At 39.7% G+C, this 17016-nt stretch carries 5 protein-coding genes, 2 tRNA genes, 4 rRNA genes and 1 pseudogene; 3 read left to right on the forward strand and 9 right to left on the reverse strand.

The features are described 5' to 3' along the window. Window positions 1-8: 8 nt before the first annotated feature. Both BTR34_RS04705 and nhaD read right to left on the reverse strand, forming a co-directional pair. Window positions 9-698 (reverse strand): MotA/TolQ/ExbB proton channel family protein, encoded by a 690-nt coding sequence (locus BTR34_RS04705; RefSeq protein ID WP_068481913.1) that lies wholly within the window; start codon window positions 696-698, stop codon window positions 9-11. A gap of 52 nt (window positions 699-750) precedes the next feature. After that, entirely contained in the window at window positions 751-2121 is a 1371-nt protein-coding gene (gene nhaD / locus BTR34_RS04710) for a sodium:proton antiporter NhaD (protein ID WP_068481910.1), read from the reverse strand. A gap of 332 nt (window positions 2122-2453) precedes the next feature. On the opposite strand from nhaD, the gene BTR34_RS04715 reads away from it, so the two are divergent. From BTR34_RS04715 to BTR34_RS04725, 3 genes are all read left to right on the forward strand, one after another. Beyond that, window positions 2454-3593 carry an acyl-CoA dehydrogenase family protein gene (locus tag BTR34_RS04715; RefSeq protein ID WP_068481907.1) on the forward strand — a complete coding sequence of 380 codons (1140 nt, stop codon included), beginning with the start codon at window positions 2454-2456 and terminating at the stop codon, window positions 3591-3593. Window positions 3594-3908: 315 nt separating this feature from the next. Next, the gene (gltB, locus tag BTR34_RS04720) at window positions 3909-8417 is read left to right on the forward strand and encodes a glutamate synthase large subunit (RefSeq protein WP_068481901.1); all 4509 of its coding nucleotides are present in this window, start codon (window positions 3909-3911) and stop codon (window positions 8415-8417) included. A 9-nt stretch (window positions 8418-8426) separates the two neighbouring features. Beyond that, window positions 8427-9893 carry a glutamate synthase subunit beta gene (locus tag BTR34_RS04725; RefSeq protein ID WP_068481897.1) on the forward strand — a complete coding sequence of 489 codons (1467 nt, stop codon included), beginning with the start codon at window positions 8427-8429 and terminating at the stop codon, window positions 9891-9893. Window positions 9894-10290: 397 nt separating this feature from the next. Here the strand turns inward: BTR34_RS04725 and rrf (BTR34_RS04730) are convergent. The 7 genes and pseudogenes from rrf (BTR34_RS04730) to rrf (BTR34_RS04760) all read right to left on the reverse strand — a co-directional run bounded on the left by rrf (BTR34_RS04730) (window position 10291) and on the right by rrf (BTR34_RS04760) (window position 17005). Then, window positions 10291-10402 (reverse strand): 5S ribosomal RNA (rrf, locus tag BTR34_RS04730). A gap of 168 nt (window positions 10403-10570) precedes the next feature. Continuing rightward, window positions 10571-13400 (reverse strand): 23S ribosomal RNA (locus BTR34_RS04735). A 207-nt stretch (window positions 13401-13607) separates the two neighbouring features. Then, window positions 13608-13684, reverse strand: a tRNA-Ala gene (locus BTR34_RS04740). Between the two features lie 144 nt (window positions 13685-13828). Beyond that, window positions 13829-13902: transfer RNA gene (locus BTR34_RS04745), tRNA-Ile, on the reverse strand. A gap of 180 nt (window positions 13903-14082) precedes the next feature. Continuing rightward, window positions 14083-15607 (reverse strand): 16S ribosomal RNA (locus BTR34_RS04750). 592 nt (window positions 15608-16199) lie between these two features. Continuing rightward, window positions 16200-16298: pseudogene (locus BTR34_RS19235) on the reverse strand (putative porin); the annotation flags it as partial. A 595-nt stretch (window positions 16299-16893) separates the two neighbouring features. Next, a 5S ribosomal RNA gene (rrf, locus tag BTR34_RS04760) occupies window positions 16894-17005 on the reverse strand. Together the 16S, 23S and 5S rRNA genes with 2 tRNA genes alongside form the textbook arrangement of a ribosomal RNA operon. Window positions 17006-17016 lie beyond the last annotated feature (11 nt).

Consider the following 17016-nt stretch of genomic DNA (forward strand, 5'->3'; position numbering starts at 1 on the left):
GTTGAGAATTAAAGAGGTTCGTTTAATAAATCTAAAAACTCAACTGCATTAGCCTCCATCTTGTGAACCACCTTATCCGTACGGTTAACCAAATGATTGTAACCTACATAAGCAATAATACCCACAATAAGTCCGGCCACAGTCGTAGTCATGGCCGTATATATACCAGAAGCCAAGGAACCCATTTCTGCTTGACCACCACTACTGGCCATTTCATGAAATGCAAGTATCATACCAATAACTGTTCCCAAAAATCCGATCATAGGGGCAGCACCAGCAACGGTAGCCAATACACTAACGTTTTTCTCTAATTTATACACCTCTAATGTACCAGCGTTTTCTATGGCAGTATTGATATCATCCAAGGGTTTTCCTATACGAGAAATACCTTTTTCCGTTAACCTGGCAACTGGCGAATCTGTTTGAGTACATAAAATCTTTGCCGCATCTAATTTACCCGAAGTAACATAATCACGAATTTGATTCATGAAGTTCTTATCTATTTTAGATGCTGCGTTTACTGCAAGTAAACGCTCAAAATAGATATATAACGCTACACCTAACATAATAAAGAGTACGGTAATGATAATAACACTACCCGTACCACCGTTAAAGATTAAATCTATAACCGAAAGGGTTTTCTCTTCAGACAACATTTCATCGCTCGTATTTTGAGCCAAATCCTGGAATAATAACATAATGTTCTTTGCGTATTGAATTTGCCTTTATAACGATGATTTGTGAATTAAATTATACGTTAAGAACAAAATCTCTTAATAATATAAATACGATAGCGCCACTCACAAAACCTACCATGGCCAACCATGCAATTTTTTTCAAATACCAGAAAAAATCAATTTTCTCCATACCCATTGCAACTACACCTGCAGCCGAACCAATAATCAACATACTACCTCCAGTACCAGCAGAATATGCTATAAAATGCCACAACGGACTATCCATTGGCTCACTGAACATACCCATACTTGCCGCAACCAATGGCACATTATCTATAATCGCAGAACCAACTCCAAATAACATTACTACGATATCGGTATTTGGGATTGCTTCATTAAGTGCTCCCGCAGCATTAAATAATATTCCCAATGACTCCATTGCAGCCACGGCCAATAATATACCTAAGAAGAACAAGATACTAGGCAATTCTATTTTTGATAGGGAATGGTGAACAGGACTATGATGTCCGGCATTATCATCATCTGCACCTTCTACACTAGAAATATTGAATTTTTTATTACTAAAAATTTCAGCGAACGTAGCCACTACAGCTAACGACAGCATCATACCTACATAAGGTGGAAGATGTGTTACGGTCTTAAAAACAGGTACGAACAAAATTGCCCCAAGACCTAAGTACAACATGGTTCCTCCATATTTAGATTTTGAACCTTCATCGTCTAAATCTCCATCAATTAAGCCTTTAAATATTTTAAATCTACCGGCAATTAAAACAGGAACTAACATACAAATCAATGATGGCAACAATACATGAATTACTAGTTGACCTGCACTTACCTTATTCGCAATCCACAACATTGTCGTTGTAACATCACCAATTGGAGACCAAGCTCCACCAGCATTAGCTGTAATTACGATCATACCGGCAAACCACAACTTTGTTTCTCGGTCTTTTATAACTTTCTGTAAAATTGTGATCAACACTATAGTAGCAGTAAGATTATCAATAATAGCAGATAGAATAAATGCCAGAATTGAAAACAACCAAAGAAGCTTACCTTTCTTTTTTGTTTTAATGAACCCTTTTATGGTAGCAAACCCATCAAAATAGTCAATAATTTCAACAATGGTCATTGCTCCTAAAAGGAAAAAGAGAATCTCCGCCGTTTTACCTAAATGATGCAAAAGAGACTCCTCCATAAGATGCATTCTATCCAAATGCTCAAAATTGGCAAAACCTTCAACAAGACTTTGCTTAGCTGAATCAAACCAATTTTCATAACCATCAATCCCAAGAGCTATAAGAGCCCAAAGTATAGCCATCATGGCCAATGCTGGTATTAGTTTATCTATTTTAAGATTGTGTTCTAAGGTAATGGCAAGATATCCTGCCAAAAAAACAATAATAATGATGGTTTCCATTTTCGTTGGTTTTTTTTAATATCTATTGATAAGGTGTCAAATATAGTTTCTTAATTCAAGAAAATATATCCTCCAAATATATTCAAAATTGTATGCAAATTCCTAATGAATTCACAATAATACCGAAGTTATCTGACATCCAAATACTTAAATCAAAGTATTATGCAATAATCATGATTTTAAGACCAATCATTTTAACGCATAAGAAAATGTTAAATATATACCTATCCCTTATTAAGGAACCCAGATTATCACACAAACCAACACATTAAGTTGAATATTTAACCCTGTTATCTTTATCTTTGAAAAGAAAACTTATTATACATAATTAGATGGATTTTTCATTGAATGAAGAACAGAAGCTTATTCAACAAGCTGCACGTGATTTTGCACAAACAGAATTATTACCAGAAGTAATTGAAAGAGATGACGAACAGCGCTTTCCAAAAGAACAGGTTACAAAATTAGGCGAACTTGGCTTTTTAGGTATGATGGTCGACCCTAAATATGGAGGAAGTGGGCTAGACACCTTATCATACGTTCTTGCTATGGAAGAACTATCTAAAGTTGATGCATCCACCTCTGTGGTTGTTTCCGTAAATAACTCTTTAGTATGTTGGGGAATTGAAAAATTTGGAAATGAACAACAGAAGGAAAAATACCTTACTAAACTATCAACAGGTGAAATGATCGGCGCTTTCTGCTTATCAGAACCCGAAGCTGGCAGTGACGCCACCTCTCAAAAAACGACTGCAGTGGATATGGGCGACCATTATATTATTAATGGAACCAAAAATTGGATTACTAACGGTAGCACAGCAGGAGTATATATAGTTATTGCCCAAACTGATAAAGACAAAAAACACAGAGGTATAAATGCCTTAATAGTTGAAAAAGGCACTGAAGGATTCGAAATAGGACCAAAGGAAAATAAACTCGGAATTCGCGGTAGCGACACCCATTCCTTAATGTTTAATGATGTTAGAGTTCCTAAAGAAAATAGAATCGGCGAGGACGGTTTTGGTTTCAAATTTGCAATGAAAACATTAGCTGGTGGAAGAATTGGAATTGCCGCACAAGCTTTAGGCATAGCAGCCGGAGCATATGAATTAGCCTTAAAATACTCCAAAGAGAGAAAAGCTTTTGGGACTGAAATTAGCAACCACCAAGCTATCGCCTTCAAGTTAGCAGATATGCATACAGAAATACAAGCAGCCCGTTTACTTGTTTACCAAACAGCTTTAGATAAGGATAATGGAAGAGATTATGACCTATCTGGAGCTATGGCTAAATTATATGCCTCTAAGGTTGCAATGGAAACTACAGTTGAGGCAGTACAAATACACGGTGGAAATGGTTTCGTAAAAGATTACCATGTAGAAAGACTTATGCGAGACGCTAAAATAACACAGATTTACGAAGGCACTTCAGAAATACAGAAAATTGTAATTTCAAGAAATATTCTACGCTAAATCTATTGAAACACAAAACCACCCCACTATAAATAGGGGTGGTTTATAGTAAATTGCATATATTTTTGTTACCCCCTTCATAAAGTCAGCTTTAATTGTTATAAAGCACCATAATTCGAAATTTACCCCCTATTTAACTAATCAAATTCACTGGTATTAACCTAAATTTATCATTCTGATAAATTGGACCAGTCAAAAATATTAGATTAGTGATTTTTTATACTTTTATTTAAATCGTTGAATATTTTAATTGATTTAATCAAAATCATTGAATATAATTCAAGTAATTTGATATTTTTGAGCAAATACCACAAAATGACACTGAAGAAGCAAGGATTATACCTACCGGAATTTGAACATGATAACTGTGGGGCTGGATTTATATGCAGTCTTAAAGGAAAAAAATCTAACGACATTATTCATAAAGCACTCGAAATACTTGAGCGCTTAGAACATAGAGGCGCAGTTAGTGCTGATGGTAAAACCGGTGATGGGGCCGGCATATTAATAGATATACCGCACGATTTTTTTCAGGCAGTTTGTAATTTTGAATTACCCAAAATAGGTGAATATGCTGTTGGAAACATATTTTTTCCTAGAAAAGAAAACCAACGAAATTTTTGTATTTCAGTATTTGAAGAGAATATAAAAAAACAAGGACTAAAATTATTAGGATGGCGAGATGTGCCAGTTAATAGATCTATACCAGGTAGAATTGCAGCTGAAACAGAACCATTTGTTAAGCAAATCTTTGTAGCTAAAGAAAATTCCGAGCAAAAGTATTTTGACTTTAACCTTAAACTTTACATTGCTAGGAAAGTTACAGAACATACGATAATTAATTCTAAATTGTCTGAGAGTAAGTTCTTCTACGTTCCTAGCCTTTCTACTAAAATAATAATTTTTAAAGGGCTATTAATGCCATTAGACATTAGTCTTTATTATTCAGATTTAATGGACTCTAGAGTTGTTACTAGGCTAGCCTTGGTACACCAACGTTTTTCAACGAATACATTCCCAACTTGGGATTTGGCACAACCCTTTAGATATATGTGCCATAATGGTGAAATAAACACCTTAAGAGGAAATGTGACCCGTATGTTTTCGAGAGAAGAATTATTAGAAAATGAAATGTTCGGTGATGAAATTAAAAACATATTACCAATAATACTACCAGGGAAATCTGATTCTGCCACTATGGATATGGTGGTTGAGTTGTTGTTAATGACAGGAAGATCTTTACCAGAAGTAATGATGATTCTTGTTCCTGAAGCCTGGGAAAAAAATACTGAAATGTCTGAGGCTAAAAAAGCCTTCTACGAATACCATTCCTGTATGATGGAGCCATGGGATGGCCCAGCCTCAATTCCTTTTACAGACGGAAATTTTATTGGTGCTGTTCTAGATAGAAACGGACTTAGACCTTCTAGATACACGGTTACAAAAGATGATTACGTAGTAATGTCTTCCGAAACGGGTGTAGTTGATATTACTCCAGAAAATATAGAATTTCATGGAAGATTACAACCAGGAAAGATGTTCTTGGTAAACATGGAAGAGGGTAGAATTGTTAATGATGAAGAAATTAAAGAAAATATTGCCCAAAAATATCCGTATAAAAAATGGTTAAACGACAACCTAGTTCATTTAAAAGATATTCCATATAATGATCGTCCCTTGTTCTTAGGTGAAGAAAGTTTAGAAAAAAGAAAATCTTTATTTGGCTATACCTTAGAAGATATAGATACTATTGTTCTTCCCATGGCCAAATCGGGAAAAGAACCTATAGGCTCAATGGGATCAGATACGCCAATTGCAGTTCTATCACAAAGACCTCAATTAATATACAATTACTTTAAGCAATTGTTTGCACAAGTTACAAACCCGCCTTTGGATGGTATCCGTGAAGAATTAATTACAGATATTAGCTTAACACTGGGTAGTGACCATAATATTTTTGAATTTTCAGAATTACACTGTAGAAAACTAAAAATTCAAAATCCAGTAATCTCTAAAGAAGATTTAGATAAGATTAAAAACTATGACGTAAGTCCAGATTATAAGGTAGTTTCAATTTCTATACTATATTCAATAAAACAAGGTCACAATGGTCTAGAAGATGCATTACAGTCTGTACTAAATCAAGCTTCTAAAGCTGTAGATGATGGTGCTAATATTATAATTCTTTCCGATAGAAGTGTAAATGAGGAAATGGCCCCTATACCGGCATTGTTAGCATGTTCTTTCGTAAATAGCGGGCTTCAAAAACTTGGAAAGCGTTCTAAACTTAGTGTTATTATTGAATCAGCCGAACCTAGAGAGGTTCATCATTTTGCCCTTCTTTTCGGTTTTGGCGCAAGTGCAATAAACCCTTATTTAGTAAATGAAATTATTGCAGAGCAAATTGAAGAACATGATATTACAGAATTCACTTTTGATGAGGCTATAAAAAATTATAATAAAGCTGTTGGTAAAGGCATTCTAAAAGTGATGAATAAAATTGGTATTTCTACCCTTAATTCTTACCGAGGATCACAGCTTTTTGAATGCATTGGTATAAATACCAAAGTGGTAGAAAAATATTTTCCAAATACCCCAACGCGTATTCAAGGTATTGGACTGTATCAAATAGAAAAGGAAATTGCACTACGTCATCATAAAACGTTCAGTAAAAAACAAATTGCCGCAAATTTAGAATTAGAAATTGGTGGTGAATATAGATGGAGGAGAGATGGAGAAAAACATATGTTTAATCCCTTATCTATAGCTAAATTGCAAAAATCTGTTCGTAATAATGAACCAGATACTTATAAAGAGTATTCAAAAATGGTAAATGAACAGTCTCAAAATTTAATGACCATTAGAGGATTGTTTGAATTTTCTAATTACGATCCAATTCCATTAGAAGAGGTTGAACCATGGACAGAAATTGTGAAAAGATTTAAAACTGGTGCAATGTCATATGGTTCTATAAGTAAAGAAGCCCATGAAAATTTAGCCATAGCCATGAATCGTATAGGTGGCAAAAGTAATTCTGGTGAAGGCGGGGAGGATGAAAACAGATTCTATAAAAATTCTACCGGAGATTGGAGAAATAGTGCTATAAAACAAGTAGCCTCTGGAAGATTTGGAGTTACCTCCAATTACCTGACAAACGCTAAAGAAATTCAAATAAAAATGGCGCAAGGTGCCAAACCAGGAGAAGGTGGTCAATTACCTGGTCCAAAAGTAAATCCTGAAATTGCGAAAACGCGTAATTCTACTCCTTATGTAGGATTGATTTCTCCACCACCCCATCACGACATATATTCTATAGAAGATTTATCGCAGCTTATTTACGATTTAAAATCAGCAAATAGAAAGGCTAGAATTAATGTAAAACTAGTTTCAGAAGTTGGTGTTGGTACAGTAGCAGCAGGAGTTGCTAAAGCTAAAGCAGATGTTATTTTGGTTTCAGGTTTCGATGGCGGTACTGGTGCATCACCATTAACTTCCTTAAAACATGCTGGTCTACCATGGGAATTAGGTATTGCCGAAGCACAACAAACATTAGTACTTAACGATTTAAGAAACAGAATTGTACTAGAATGTGATGGTCAACTAAAAACCGGTAGAGATGTTGCCGTAGCATGTTTATTAGGAGCTGAAGAATTTGGTTTCGCTACTGCTCCGTTAGTAGCCTCTGGTTGTATTATGATGCGCGTTTGTCATTTGAACACTTGCCCTGTAGGAATCGCAACTCAGAATCCTGAGCTAAGAAAAAAATTCAAAGGAAAACCAGAACACGTGGTAAACTACATGTATTTTGTAGCTCAAGAATTACGTGAAATAATGGCTCAGTTAGGTTTTAGAACCATTAATGAAATGGTAGGACAGGTTCAAAAATTAGATCGTAAAAAAGCAATTGATCATTATAAATCTGCTGGTATAGATTTAACTCCTATTCTACATCAGGTAGATGTTCCTATTGGAACAAAATTCTATAATACTGAAAAGCAGAAGCATGATATTTTTAAATCAATCGAATTTGATATTATTGCAAAAGCCAATCCTTCGTTATTTAGAAAAGAAAAATTAACGTTAGATTACCCTATTTGTAATACCGATCGTGCCGTTGGTGCAATTATTAGTAATGAAATTTCTAAAACCTACGGAGCAGAAGGTCTACCTATAAATACCCTTAGACTTAATTTTACAGGATCGGCAGGTCAAAGTTTTGGAGCTTTTGCTACTAGAGGCCTTACCATGGTAGTCAATGGAAATACTAATGATTATTTAGGAAAAGGACTTTCAGGTGCCAAACTAGTTATTAAAGTACCAGAAAAATCTACTATTGTACCAGAAGATAACGTAATAACAGGTAACGTTACATTATATGGCGCAACCGCGGGCAGAGCCTATATTAACGGAAAAGCTGGTGAACGTTTCTGTGTTCGTAATTCAGGAGCCAAAGCAGTAGTAGAGGGTATCGGTGATCATGGTTGTGAATATATGACTGGTGGAGTTGCAGTTATCCTTGGTGAAGTAGGAAGAAATTTTGGAGCTGGTATGAGTGGTGGAATCGCTTTTGTTTTAGATAATAATAAAACGTTTAAAAAACGATGCAGTTTAGAAGGACTTAATTTATTAGATGTAACAGAAACTAATGATATTAAGCAATTGAAAGATCTAATTGAAAGTCACTATAGCTCAACATCAAGTCCCTTAGCGCAACGAATATTAGAAAATTGGGAATCCTATTTACCAAAATTCGTTAAGGTTTTACCTGAAGAATACAGACTGGCCTTAATTAGGTTAGAAGAAGAAAATTTACAAACTATTTAAAATCGGAATATGGGAAAGATAACAGGATTTTTGGAATTCGATAGAAAAATTGAAGCATACGAACCGGTTGAGCAACGTTTAAAAGATTATAAAGAATTTACGATACCATTACCTGAAAAGGAAATGAAGGAGCAAGGTGCTCGGTGCATGGATTGTGGTATACCCTTTTGCCACAGTGGATGCCCATTAGGTAATTTAATACCTGATTTTAATGATGCCGTTTATCGAGGCAAATGGGAAAAAGCGAGTGAAATTTTACATTCAACAAACAACTTTCCAGAATTTACTGGAAGATTATGTCCTGCACCATGTGAAGAAGCTTGTGTCCTTGGTATAAATGAAGACCCTGTAAGTATTGAAAATATTGAAAAAAATATTGTTGAAACTGCTTTCAAGAAAGGATGGATTACTGCAAAACCACCTTTAAATAAAACAGGTAAGAAAGTTGCAGTAGTAGGCTCAGGTCCTGCTGGTCTAGCCACTGCCCAACAATTAAACAGAGCTGGTCATAAAGTTACCGTATTTGAACGTGATGAAAAACCTGGTGGGTTATTACGCTATGGTATTCCAGATTTTAAAATGGAGAAAAACGTTATTGACAGACGCTTAGATGTTCTTAAAGAAGAAGGCATAACATTTTCTTGTGGTGTTCATATAGGTGTAGATATTAAGGCAGATACGCTTAAAGAAGAATATGATGCTATCGTGTTAACTGGTGGTGCAACTATTAGAAGGAATTTACCAATTGAAGGTTCGGATTTAAAGGGTGTAGTTCAGGCAATGGATTTTCTATGTCAAAATAATAGACGTGTAGACGGTATTAAAGATTTAGGCGAAGAAATTAAAGCTACAGGTAAAGATGTAGTAGTTATTGGAGGTGGCGATACTGGCTCCGATTGTATTGGAACTTCTTTTCGTCATGGAGCTACTTCTGTTTCAAATTTTGAAATTATGCCAAAGGCTACCACAGAAAGACCTGAAGGTCAACCTTGGCCATTTTGGCCTATGAGACTAAGAACCAGTTCTTCACATAAAGAAGGTGCTGAACGCTTCTTTAGTATATCTACAAAGAAATTTATAGGGGATTCAGATGGTAATTTAAAAGGATTAATTACTTCAGAAGTAGAATGGATAAATACTCCTGGACAACGACCACAACTTAAAGAAGTACCAGGTACTGAAAAAGAATGGAAATGCGAACTTGCATTATTGGCATTAGGATTTACTGGTTCTGAAAATACTGTCGCAAATCAGCTAGGATTAGAAATGGATGCTAGAACAAACATTAAAGCATCTGAGAACAATTACAAAACTAATGTTGCAGGTGTTTTTGCAGCTGGCGACCAAAGAAGAGGCCAGTCTCTTATTGTATGGGCCATTTCAGAAGGTAGACAAGCTGCCCATCATGTAGATAAGTTCTTAATGGGCGAATCAGCTCTTCCTTTAAAAGGTGATGGAGATTTACCCAGAGTATAGCTCTAATTTTAAAACTATTTTAAAGCCCCAACTATTCAGTTAGCTGGGGCTTTTGTATTTATAAAGAAAAGTCATTAAATTTATGAGTTCTTTATTACTTAACATTAGTTAGTCAATTAAATAAATTCTCATATTTTTTCGCTCCATCACTCAATTTATCAATTAAGACCAAATTGTTTGTGTTCGAAAACTCTGCGCTTAAATCCAAATAAAAAGTATAACCACCAAGATATTTATTAAAATATACAATCACCCTGCAGTACACAAAACTGTATGAATATCAAGAGCACAACTAACCTTACTTATAAGCTAGTAGTAGTAGTAGTAGTAGTGATAAGGGCATCCACAAAAAATTGGCATAAAAAAAAGTCCTTTACATTGCTGTAAAGGACTTTGAAAAAGGCGGCTACCTACTCTCCCACTTGGTATAGCAGTACCATCGGCGCAAACGGTCTTAACTTCCCTGTTCGGAATGGTAAGGGGTGGGCCCCGTCGCCATGGCCACCTAAGTTTTGGATCGGATATATCCGACCGCGGCCTTCGCCGCAATATCGTTGACATGAATGGAACAGGATTCCTATAAAGGAAAGAAGCACTTATATTAAAAAGTATGTTTCGGTATAAAAAGAAAGAAGTAAAGATCGTTGCCGCCTCCTTCCGAAGAAGGAGGCAAGCGTTCGCGCAAGCCTGACGGGCAATTAGTACTACTCGGCTACGGACATTACTGCCCTTCCACCTATAGCCTATCAACGTGGTCATCTCCCACGGCCCTTTAAAGAAATTTCATCTTGTGGCCGGTTTCGCGCTTATATGCTTTCAGCGCTTATCCGATCCCGACATAGCTACCCAGCGATGCTCCTGGCGGAACAACTGGTGCACCAGCGGTCAGTCCGACTCGGTCCTCTCGTACTAGAGTCAGATCCACTCAAATTTCTAACGCCCGCAGTAGATAGAGACCGAACTGTCTCACGACGTTCTGAACCCAGCTCGCGTGCCACTTTAATGGGCGAACAGCCCAACCCTTGGGACCTTCTCCAGCCCCAGGATGTGACGAGCCGACATCGAGGTGCCAAACCCCCCCGTCGATATGAGCTCTTGGGGGAGATCAGCCTGTTATCCCCGGCGTACCTTTTATCCTTTGAGCGATGGCCCTTCCATGCGGAACCACCGGATCACTATGCTCTTGTTTCCAACCTGATCGACCTGTATGTCTCTCAGTCAAGCGCCCTTGTGCCATTGCACTCTACACACGATTGCCAACCGTATTGAGGGCACCTTTAGAAGCCTCCGTTACTCTTTTGGAGGCGACCACCCCAGTCAAACTACCCACCACGCACTGTTCCCTCTTGGAGGGTTAGGCCCCGGACAAGCAAAGGCTGGTATTTCAACAATGACTCCACCACACCTGGCGATGCAGCTTCAAAGTCTCCCAGCTATCCTACACATTGCTTGACCAAGGTCAATACGAAGCTATAGTAAAGGTGCACGGGGTCTTTTCGTCCCACTGCGGGTAACCGGCATCTTCACCGATACTACAATTTCACCGAGCTCATGGCCGAGACAGTGTCCAGATCGTTGCACCATTCGTGCAGGTCGGAACTTACCCGACAAGGAATTTCGCTACCTTAGGACCGTTATAGTTACGGCCGCCGTTTACTGGGGCTTCAATTCAATGCTTCTCCCCGAAGGAATGACATCTCCTCTTAACCTTCCAGCACCGGGCAGGTGTCAGGCCCTATACTTCATCTTTCGATTTTGCAGAGCCCTGTGTTTTTGATAAACAGTCGCCTGGACCTCTTCACTGCGGCCCCCCATAAGGGGGCGACCCTTCTCCCGAAGTTACGGGTCTATTTTGCCTAGTTCCTTAGCCATGAATCTCTCGAGCGCCTTAGAATACTCATCCCAACCACCTGTGTCGGTTTACGGTACGGGCTGCTTCACTCGCTTTTCTTGGAAGTCGATATGCTGGATTATCACCTTGACCGTAGTCTCGGTGTACTATCGGGGCGTTACCGCTCCCTTCAACGTACAATTCCGTCTGTACGCACCAACTTCTCGCCTCCGTCACTTTTAGCGTGAGCAGGTACAGAAATATTAATCTGTTGTCCATCCACTATCCCCTTCGGGTTCGCGTTAGGTCCCGACTGACCCCCAGCTGATTAGCATAGCTGGGGAAACCTTGGTCTTTCGGCGTGCGGGTTTCTCGCCCGCATTATCGTTACTTATGCCTACATTTTCGTTTGTAACCGCTCCAGCATCCCTCGCAGGTACGCCTTCGACGCAGTTACAATGCTCCCCTACCCCTCATATAAATATGAAGTCACGGCTTCGGTGATATACTTATGCCCGATTATTATCCATGCGGAACCGCTCGACCAGTGAGCTGTTACGCACTCTTTAAATGAATGGCTGCTTCCAAGCCAACATCCTGGCTGTCAATGCAGTTCCACCGCGTTATATCAACTTAGTATATACTTTGGGACCTTAGCCGGTGATCTGGGTTCTTTCCCTCTCGGACATGGACCTTAGCACCCATGCCCTCACTGCGCAGAAACATTTTATAGCATTCGGAGTTTGTCAGGAATTGGTAGGCGGTGAAGCCCCCGCATCCAATCAGTAGCTCTACCTCTATAAAACTATCTACACGCTGCACCTAAATGCATTTCGGGGAGTACGAGCTATTTCCGAGCTTGATTGGCCTTTCACCCCTACCCACAGGTCATCCCAAGACTTTTCAACGTCAACGGGTTCGGTCCTCCACTATGTGTTACCACAGCTTCAACCTGCCCATGGGTAGATCGCACGGTTTCGCGTCTACTACTACTGACTATGGCGCCCTATTAAGACTCGCTTTCGCTACGGCTCCGTTCCTGAAGAACTTAACCTTGCCAGTAAAAGTAACTCGTAGGCTCATTATGCAAAAGGCACGCCGTCACCCATATGGGCTCCGACCGCTTGTAAGCGTATGGTTTCAGGATCTATTTCACTCCGTTATTCACGGTTCTTTTCACCTTTCCCTCACGGTACTGGTTCACTATCGGTCTCTCAGGAGTATTTAGTCTTGGCGGATGGTCCCGCCGGATTCATACAGGGTTTCACGTGCCCCGCACTACTCAGGATACCACTATCTTAATGCTCTTTGCCTATACGGGACTATCACCCTCTATGGTCGCTATTTCCAAAGCGTTCTAGTTCATTGCACATCGAATGTCGTGGTCCTACAACCCCGCTGTTGCCGAAACAACAACGGTTTGGACTAATCCGATTTCGCTCGCCGCTACTATCGGAATCACTTTTGTTTTCTCCTCCTCCGGGTACTTAGATGTTTCAGTTCCCCGGGTTTGCCTCCTTGCGGATACTATATCTTCAATATAGTGGGTTGCCCCATTCGGATATCTACGGATCATATCGTGTGTGCCGATCCCCGTAGCTTTTCGCAGCTTATCACGTCCTTCCTCGCCTCTGAGAGCCTAGGCATTCCCCATACGCCCTTTTCCAGCTTGTCGCCAGATCTTTAATCTATTCTATCTTATTCGTACTCTTTACTTAATAAAGATTCGTGTTTCTTTCTTTTTTAGTCGGTAAAACATTAAAATGTCTTACCTCCTGTTCCAATATGTCAATGAACGATCGCGAGTCGCGATAGACAATTAAATCATCTATGCTAATCACTGCAAGCACTAAAGACCTTATTTCATATCTTCAGGCATTGCCTGGTGGAGAATATCGGAGTCGAACCGATGACCTCCTGCGTGCAAGGCAGGCGCTCTAGCCAGCTGAGCTAATCCCCCATTTATTTTAGTTATGAGTTATTAGTTAAGAGTTATGAGCAATAACTCTTTTAACTCCTCAACTTCTAAAATTTCCTTCAATATTTCAACCTTAATGAACGTTCGTACTTCGTACATCCTTAATTTGTACCTCGTACTTTTCAGTAGTCCCAGGCAGACTCGAACTGCCGACCTCTACATTATCAGTGTAGCGCTCTAACCAGCTGAGCTATGGGACTGTCCCTACTCTTTCCTCTTCAGTATAAATACCTCGCAGAAAAAGCAATTACTTATATATCATAATCATGGAGATTTTTTTATTCGAACATTCATTATAGAAAAACATTATTAAATCAAAAGACCGGGACCGTAGTTCCATTTTACTTCGCCAGGGACTGTCATTATATGACAATCTCTAGAAAGGAGGTGTTCCAGCCGCACCTTCCGGTACGGCTACCTTGTTACGACTTAGCCCTAGTTACCGATCTTGCCCTAGGCCGCTCCTTACGGTGACGGACTTCAGGCACTCCCGGCTTCCATGGCTTGACGGGCGGTGTGTACAAGGCCCGGGAACGTATTCACCGGATCATGGCTGATATCCGATTACTAGCGATTCCAGCTTCACGGGGTCGAGTTGCAGACCCCGATCCGAACTGTGACAGGTTTTATAGATTCGCTCCGCCTTGCGACGTGGCTGCTCTCTGTACCTGCCATTGTAGCACGTGTGTGGCCCAGGACGTAAGGGCCGTGATGATTTGACGTCATCCCCACCTTCCTCACGGTTTGCACCGGCAGTCCCGTTAGAGTCCCCATCATGACATGCTGGCAACTAACGGTAGGGGTTGCGCTCGTTATAGGACTTAACCTGACACCTCACGGCACGAGCTGACGACAACCATGCAGCACCTTGCAAATTGCCCGAAGGAAAAGGTATCTCTACCCCTGTCAATATGCATTTAAGCCCTGGTAAGGTTCCTCGCGTATCATCGAATTAAACCACATGCTCCACCGCTTGTGCGGGCCCCCGTCAATTCCTTTGAGTTTCATTCTTGCGAACGTACTCCCCAGGTGGGATACTTATCACTTTCGCTTGGCCGCCCAGGTCTCAAGGACCCGGACAGCTAGTATCCATCGTTTACGGCGTGGACTACCAGGGTATCTAATCCTGTTCGCTCCCCACGCTTTCGTCCATCAGCGTCAGTATATAGTTAGTCACCTGCCTTCGCAATCGGTGTTCTATGTAATATCTATGCATTTCACCGCTACACTACATATTCCGGCAACTTCACTATAACTCAAGACAATCAGTATCAAAGGCAATTCTATAGTTGAGCTACAGACTTTCACCACTGACTTAACTGCCCGCCTACGGACCCTTTAAACCCAATAATTCCGGATAACGCTCGGACCCTCCGTATTACCGCGGCTGCTGGCACGGAGTTAGCCGGTCCTTATTCTTACGGTACCGTCAGTAAGGTACACGTACCCTTTTTTCTTCCCGTATAAAAGCAGTTTACTACCCATAGGGCATTCTTCCTGCACGCGGCATGGCTGGATCAGAGTCTCCTCCATTGTCCAATATTCCTCACTGCTGCCTCCCGTAGGAGTCTGGTCCGTGTCTCAGTACCAGTGTGGGGGATCCCCCTCTCAGGGCCCCTACCCATCGTAGTCTTGGTAAGCCGTTACCTTACCAACAAACTAATGGGACGCATGGCCATCTTCTACCGCCCGAAGGCTTTAACCGTTGGTCGATGCCGATCAACGGTACCACGGGGCATTAATCCAAGTTTCCCTGGGCTATTCCCCTGTAGAAGGTAGGTTCCATACGCGGTGCGCACCCGTGCGCCGGTCGTCAGCGGAGCAAGCTCCCTGTTACCCCTCGACTTGCATGTGTTAGGCCTGCCGCTAGCGTTCATCCTGAGCCAGGATCAAACTCTTCATCGTTGTTTTGTAAATATTCGTCCCAACGAAGTCAAAATCCCTCCCGGCCCCGACTCTCGATTCAATTCCTTTATATATGTCTTGCGACACACTAAATTGTATGTTTCCTTAATTCTTGTTCCTCTCGCCCAGGTCCTCACCCGAACTCGATTCTTATCTCCACAATATTTCAATGAACTTCTATCAACTCAGCTACAAATCTTTCGATTTTCTCGCCTCGTTTCCCTTAGGTGTCTCCCTAAGCGGGTGCAAATATACAACTGTTTTTTAACCCGGCAACTTTTTTCGAAAAAAATATCCTTTCTTTTTTAAGCCGAACCAATCAACACATATATGAACGTTTCCCAACACCCCGATTCCAAATAAATCTTCCTCGTTAGCGGGCTGCAAATGTACACCCTATTTCTAAACCAACAAGACTTTTTTAAAGAAAAATATGAAGTTTTTTAACCTAAACCATACAACATTGATTTACTGTTATTTACACATCCAATAAGACGTAATCACAGTAATGTGCTTAAAATCAAGATTCTGCATATGGAACGAAAACACAATGCGCACAATATCAATCAATTAAATACACCCTAAACCAATCCTAAGAAAAGAAATTCCATACCAGACCAAAGCGTATTACAAAATCCCGATAAGGATAACCAGGAGAAGAATAATAATCATAACCCGTAAAAGAAGAATTAGTCATTTAATATAAATTTAATAAAGGAGAAGGTCAAACCATTAAAATCCGTTAGAGACTCCTTAAGTATATAGTAAGATTACACATATAACAATACAAACAACAGTTAGTCTCCAATACGGTATTAGCAAATCCTATAATCAATTAACATTCTTAATAATAACATCAATACAATCTAGTTGTGCTATCCAAACCGCAAGTATATTGAAATAGCACATGATTTACTTAGTATGATATGCCGAATCATTCATACTATATTCTTAGCTAGCAAATTCAATTATCCTAAGAAAAACCTATACTTAATGTAGTGAGTATATTGATTATAGCAATACTATAAATGACTATTTTAAAGGTAGCATATATAGATTGATTAATACTAGTGCCAACAAAATAACCAAAAAGATATTTATTAACATATACACCATTGCCCTGCAGTACACAAAACTGTATGAGTATAAATAAGACATCTAGAGTACAACTAACCTTGCTTATAAGCTAATTGTAGTAGTAGTAGTAGTAGTAGTAGTAGTGATAAGGGTATCCTCAAAAATTAGAACAAAAAAAAAGTCCCTTACATTGCTGTAAAGGACTTTGAAAAAGGCGGCTACCTACTCTCCCACTTGGTATAGCAGTACCATCGGCGCAAACGGTCTTAACTTCCCTGTTCGGAATGGTAAGGGGTGGGCCCCGTCGCCATGGCCACCTAAGTTTTGGATCG

Origin of the sequence: Maribacter hydrothermalis (genome assembly GCF_001913155.1) — a bacterium.
Taxonomy (GTDB): Bacteria; Bacteroidota; Bacteroidia; order Flavobacteriales; family Flavobacteriaceae; genus Maribacter; species Maribacter hydrothermalis.

Excerpts from the sequence above, each read along its gene's own strand:
- nhaD (WP_068481910.1), bottom strand. The coding sequence starts at position 2,121 with ATGGAAACCATCATTATTATTGTTTTTTTGGCAGGATATCTTGCCATT.
- BTR34_RS04715 (WP_068481907.1), top strand. The coding sequence starts at position 2,454 with ATGGATTTTTCATTGAATGAAGAACAGAAGCTTATTCAACAAGCTGCA.
- BTR34_RS04725 (WP_068481897.1), top strand. The coding sequence starts at position 8,427 with ATGGGAAAGATAACAGGATTTTTGGAATTCGATAGAAAAATTGAAGCA.
- BTR34_RS04705 (WP_068481913.1), bottom strand. The coding sequence starts at position 698 with ATGTTATTATTCCAGGATTTGGCTCAAAATACGAGCGATGAAATGTTG.
- gltB (WP_068481901.1), top strand. The coding sequence starts at position 3,909 with ATGACACTGAAGAAGCAAGGATTATACCTACCGGAATTTGAACATGAT.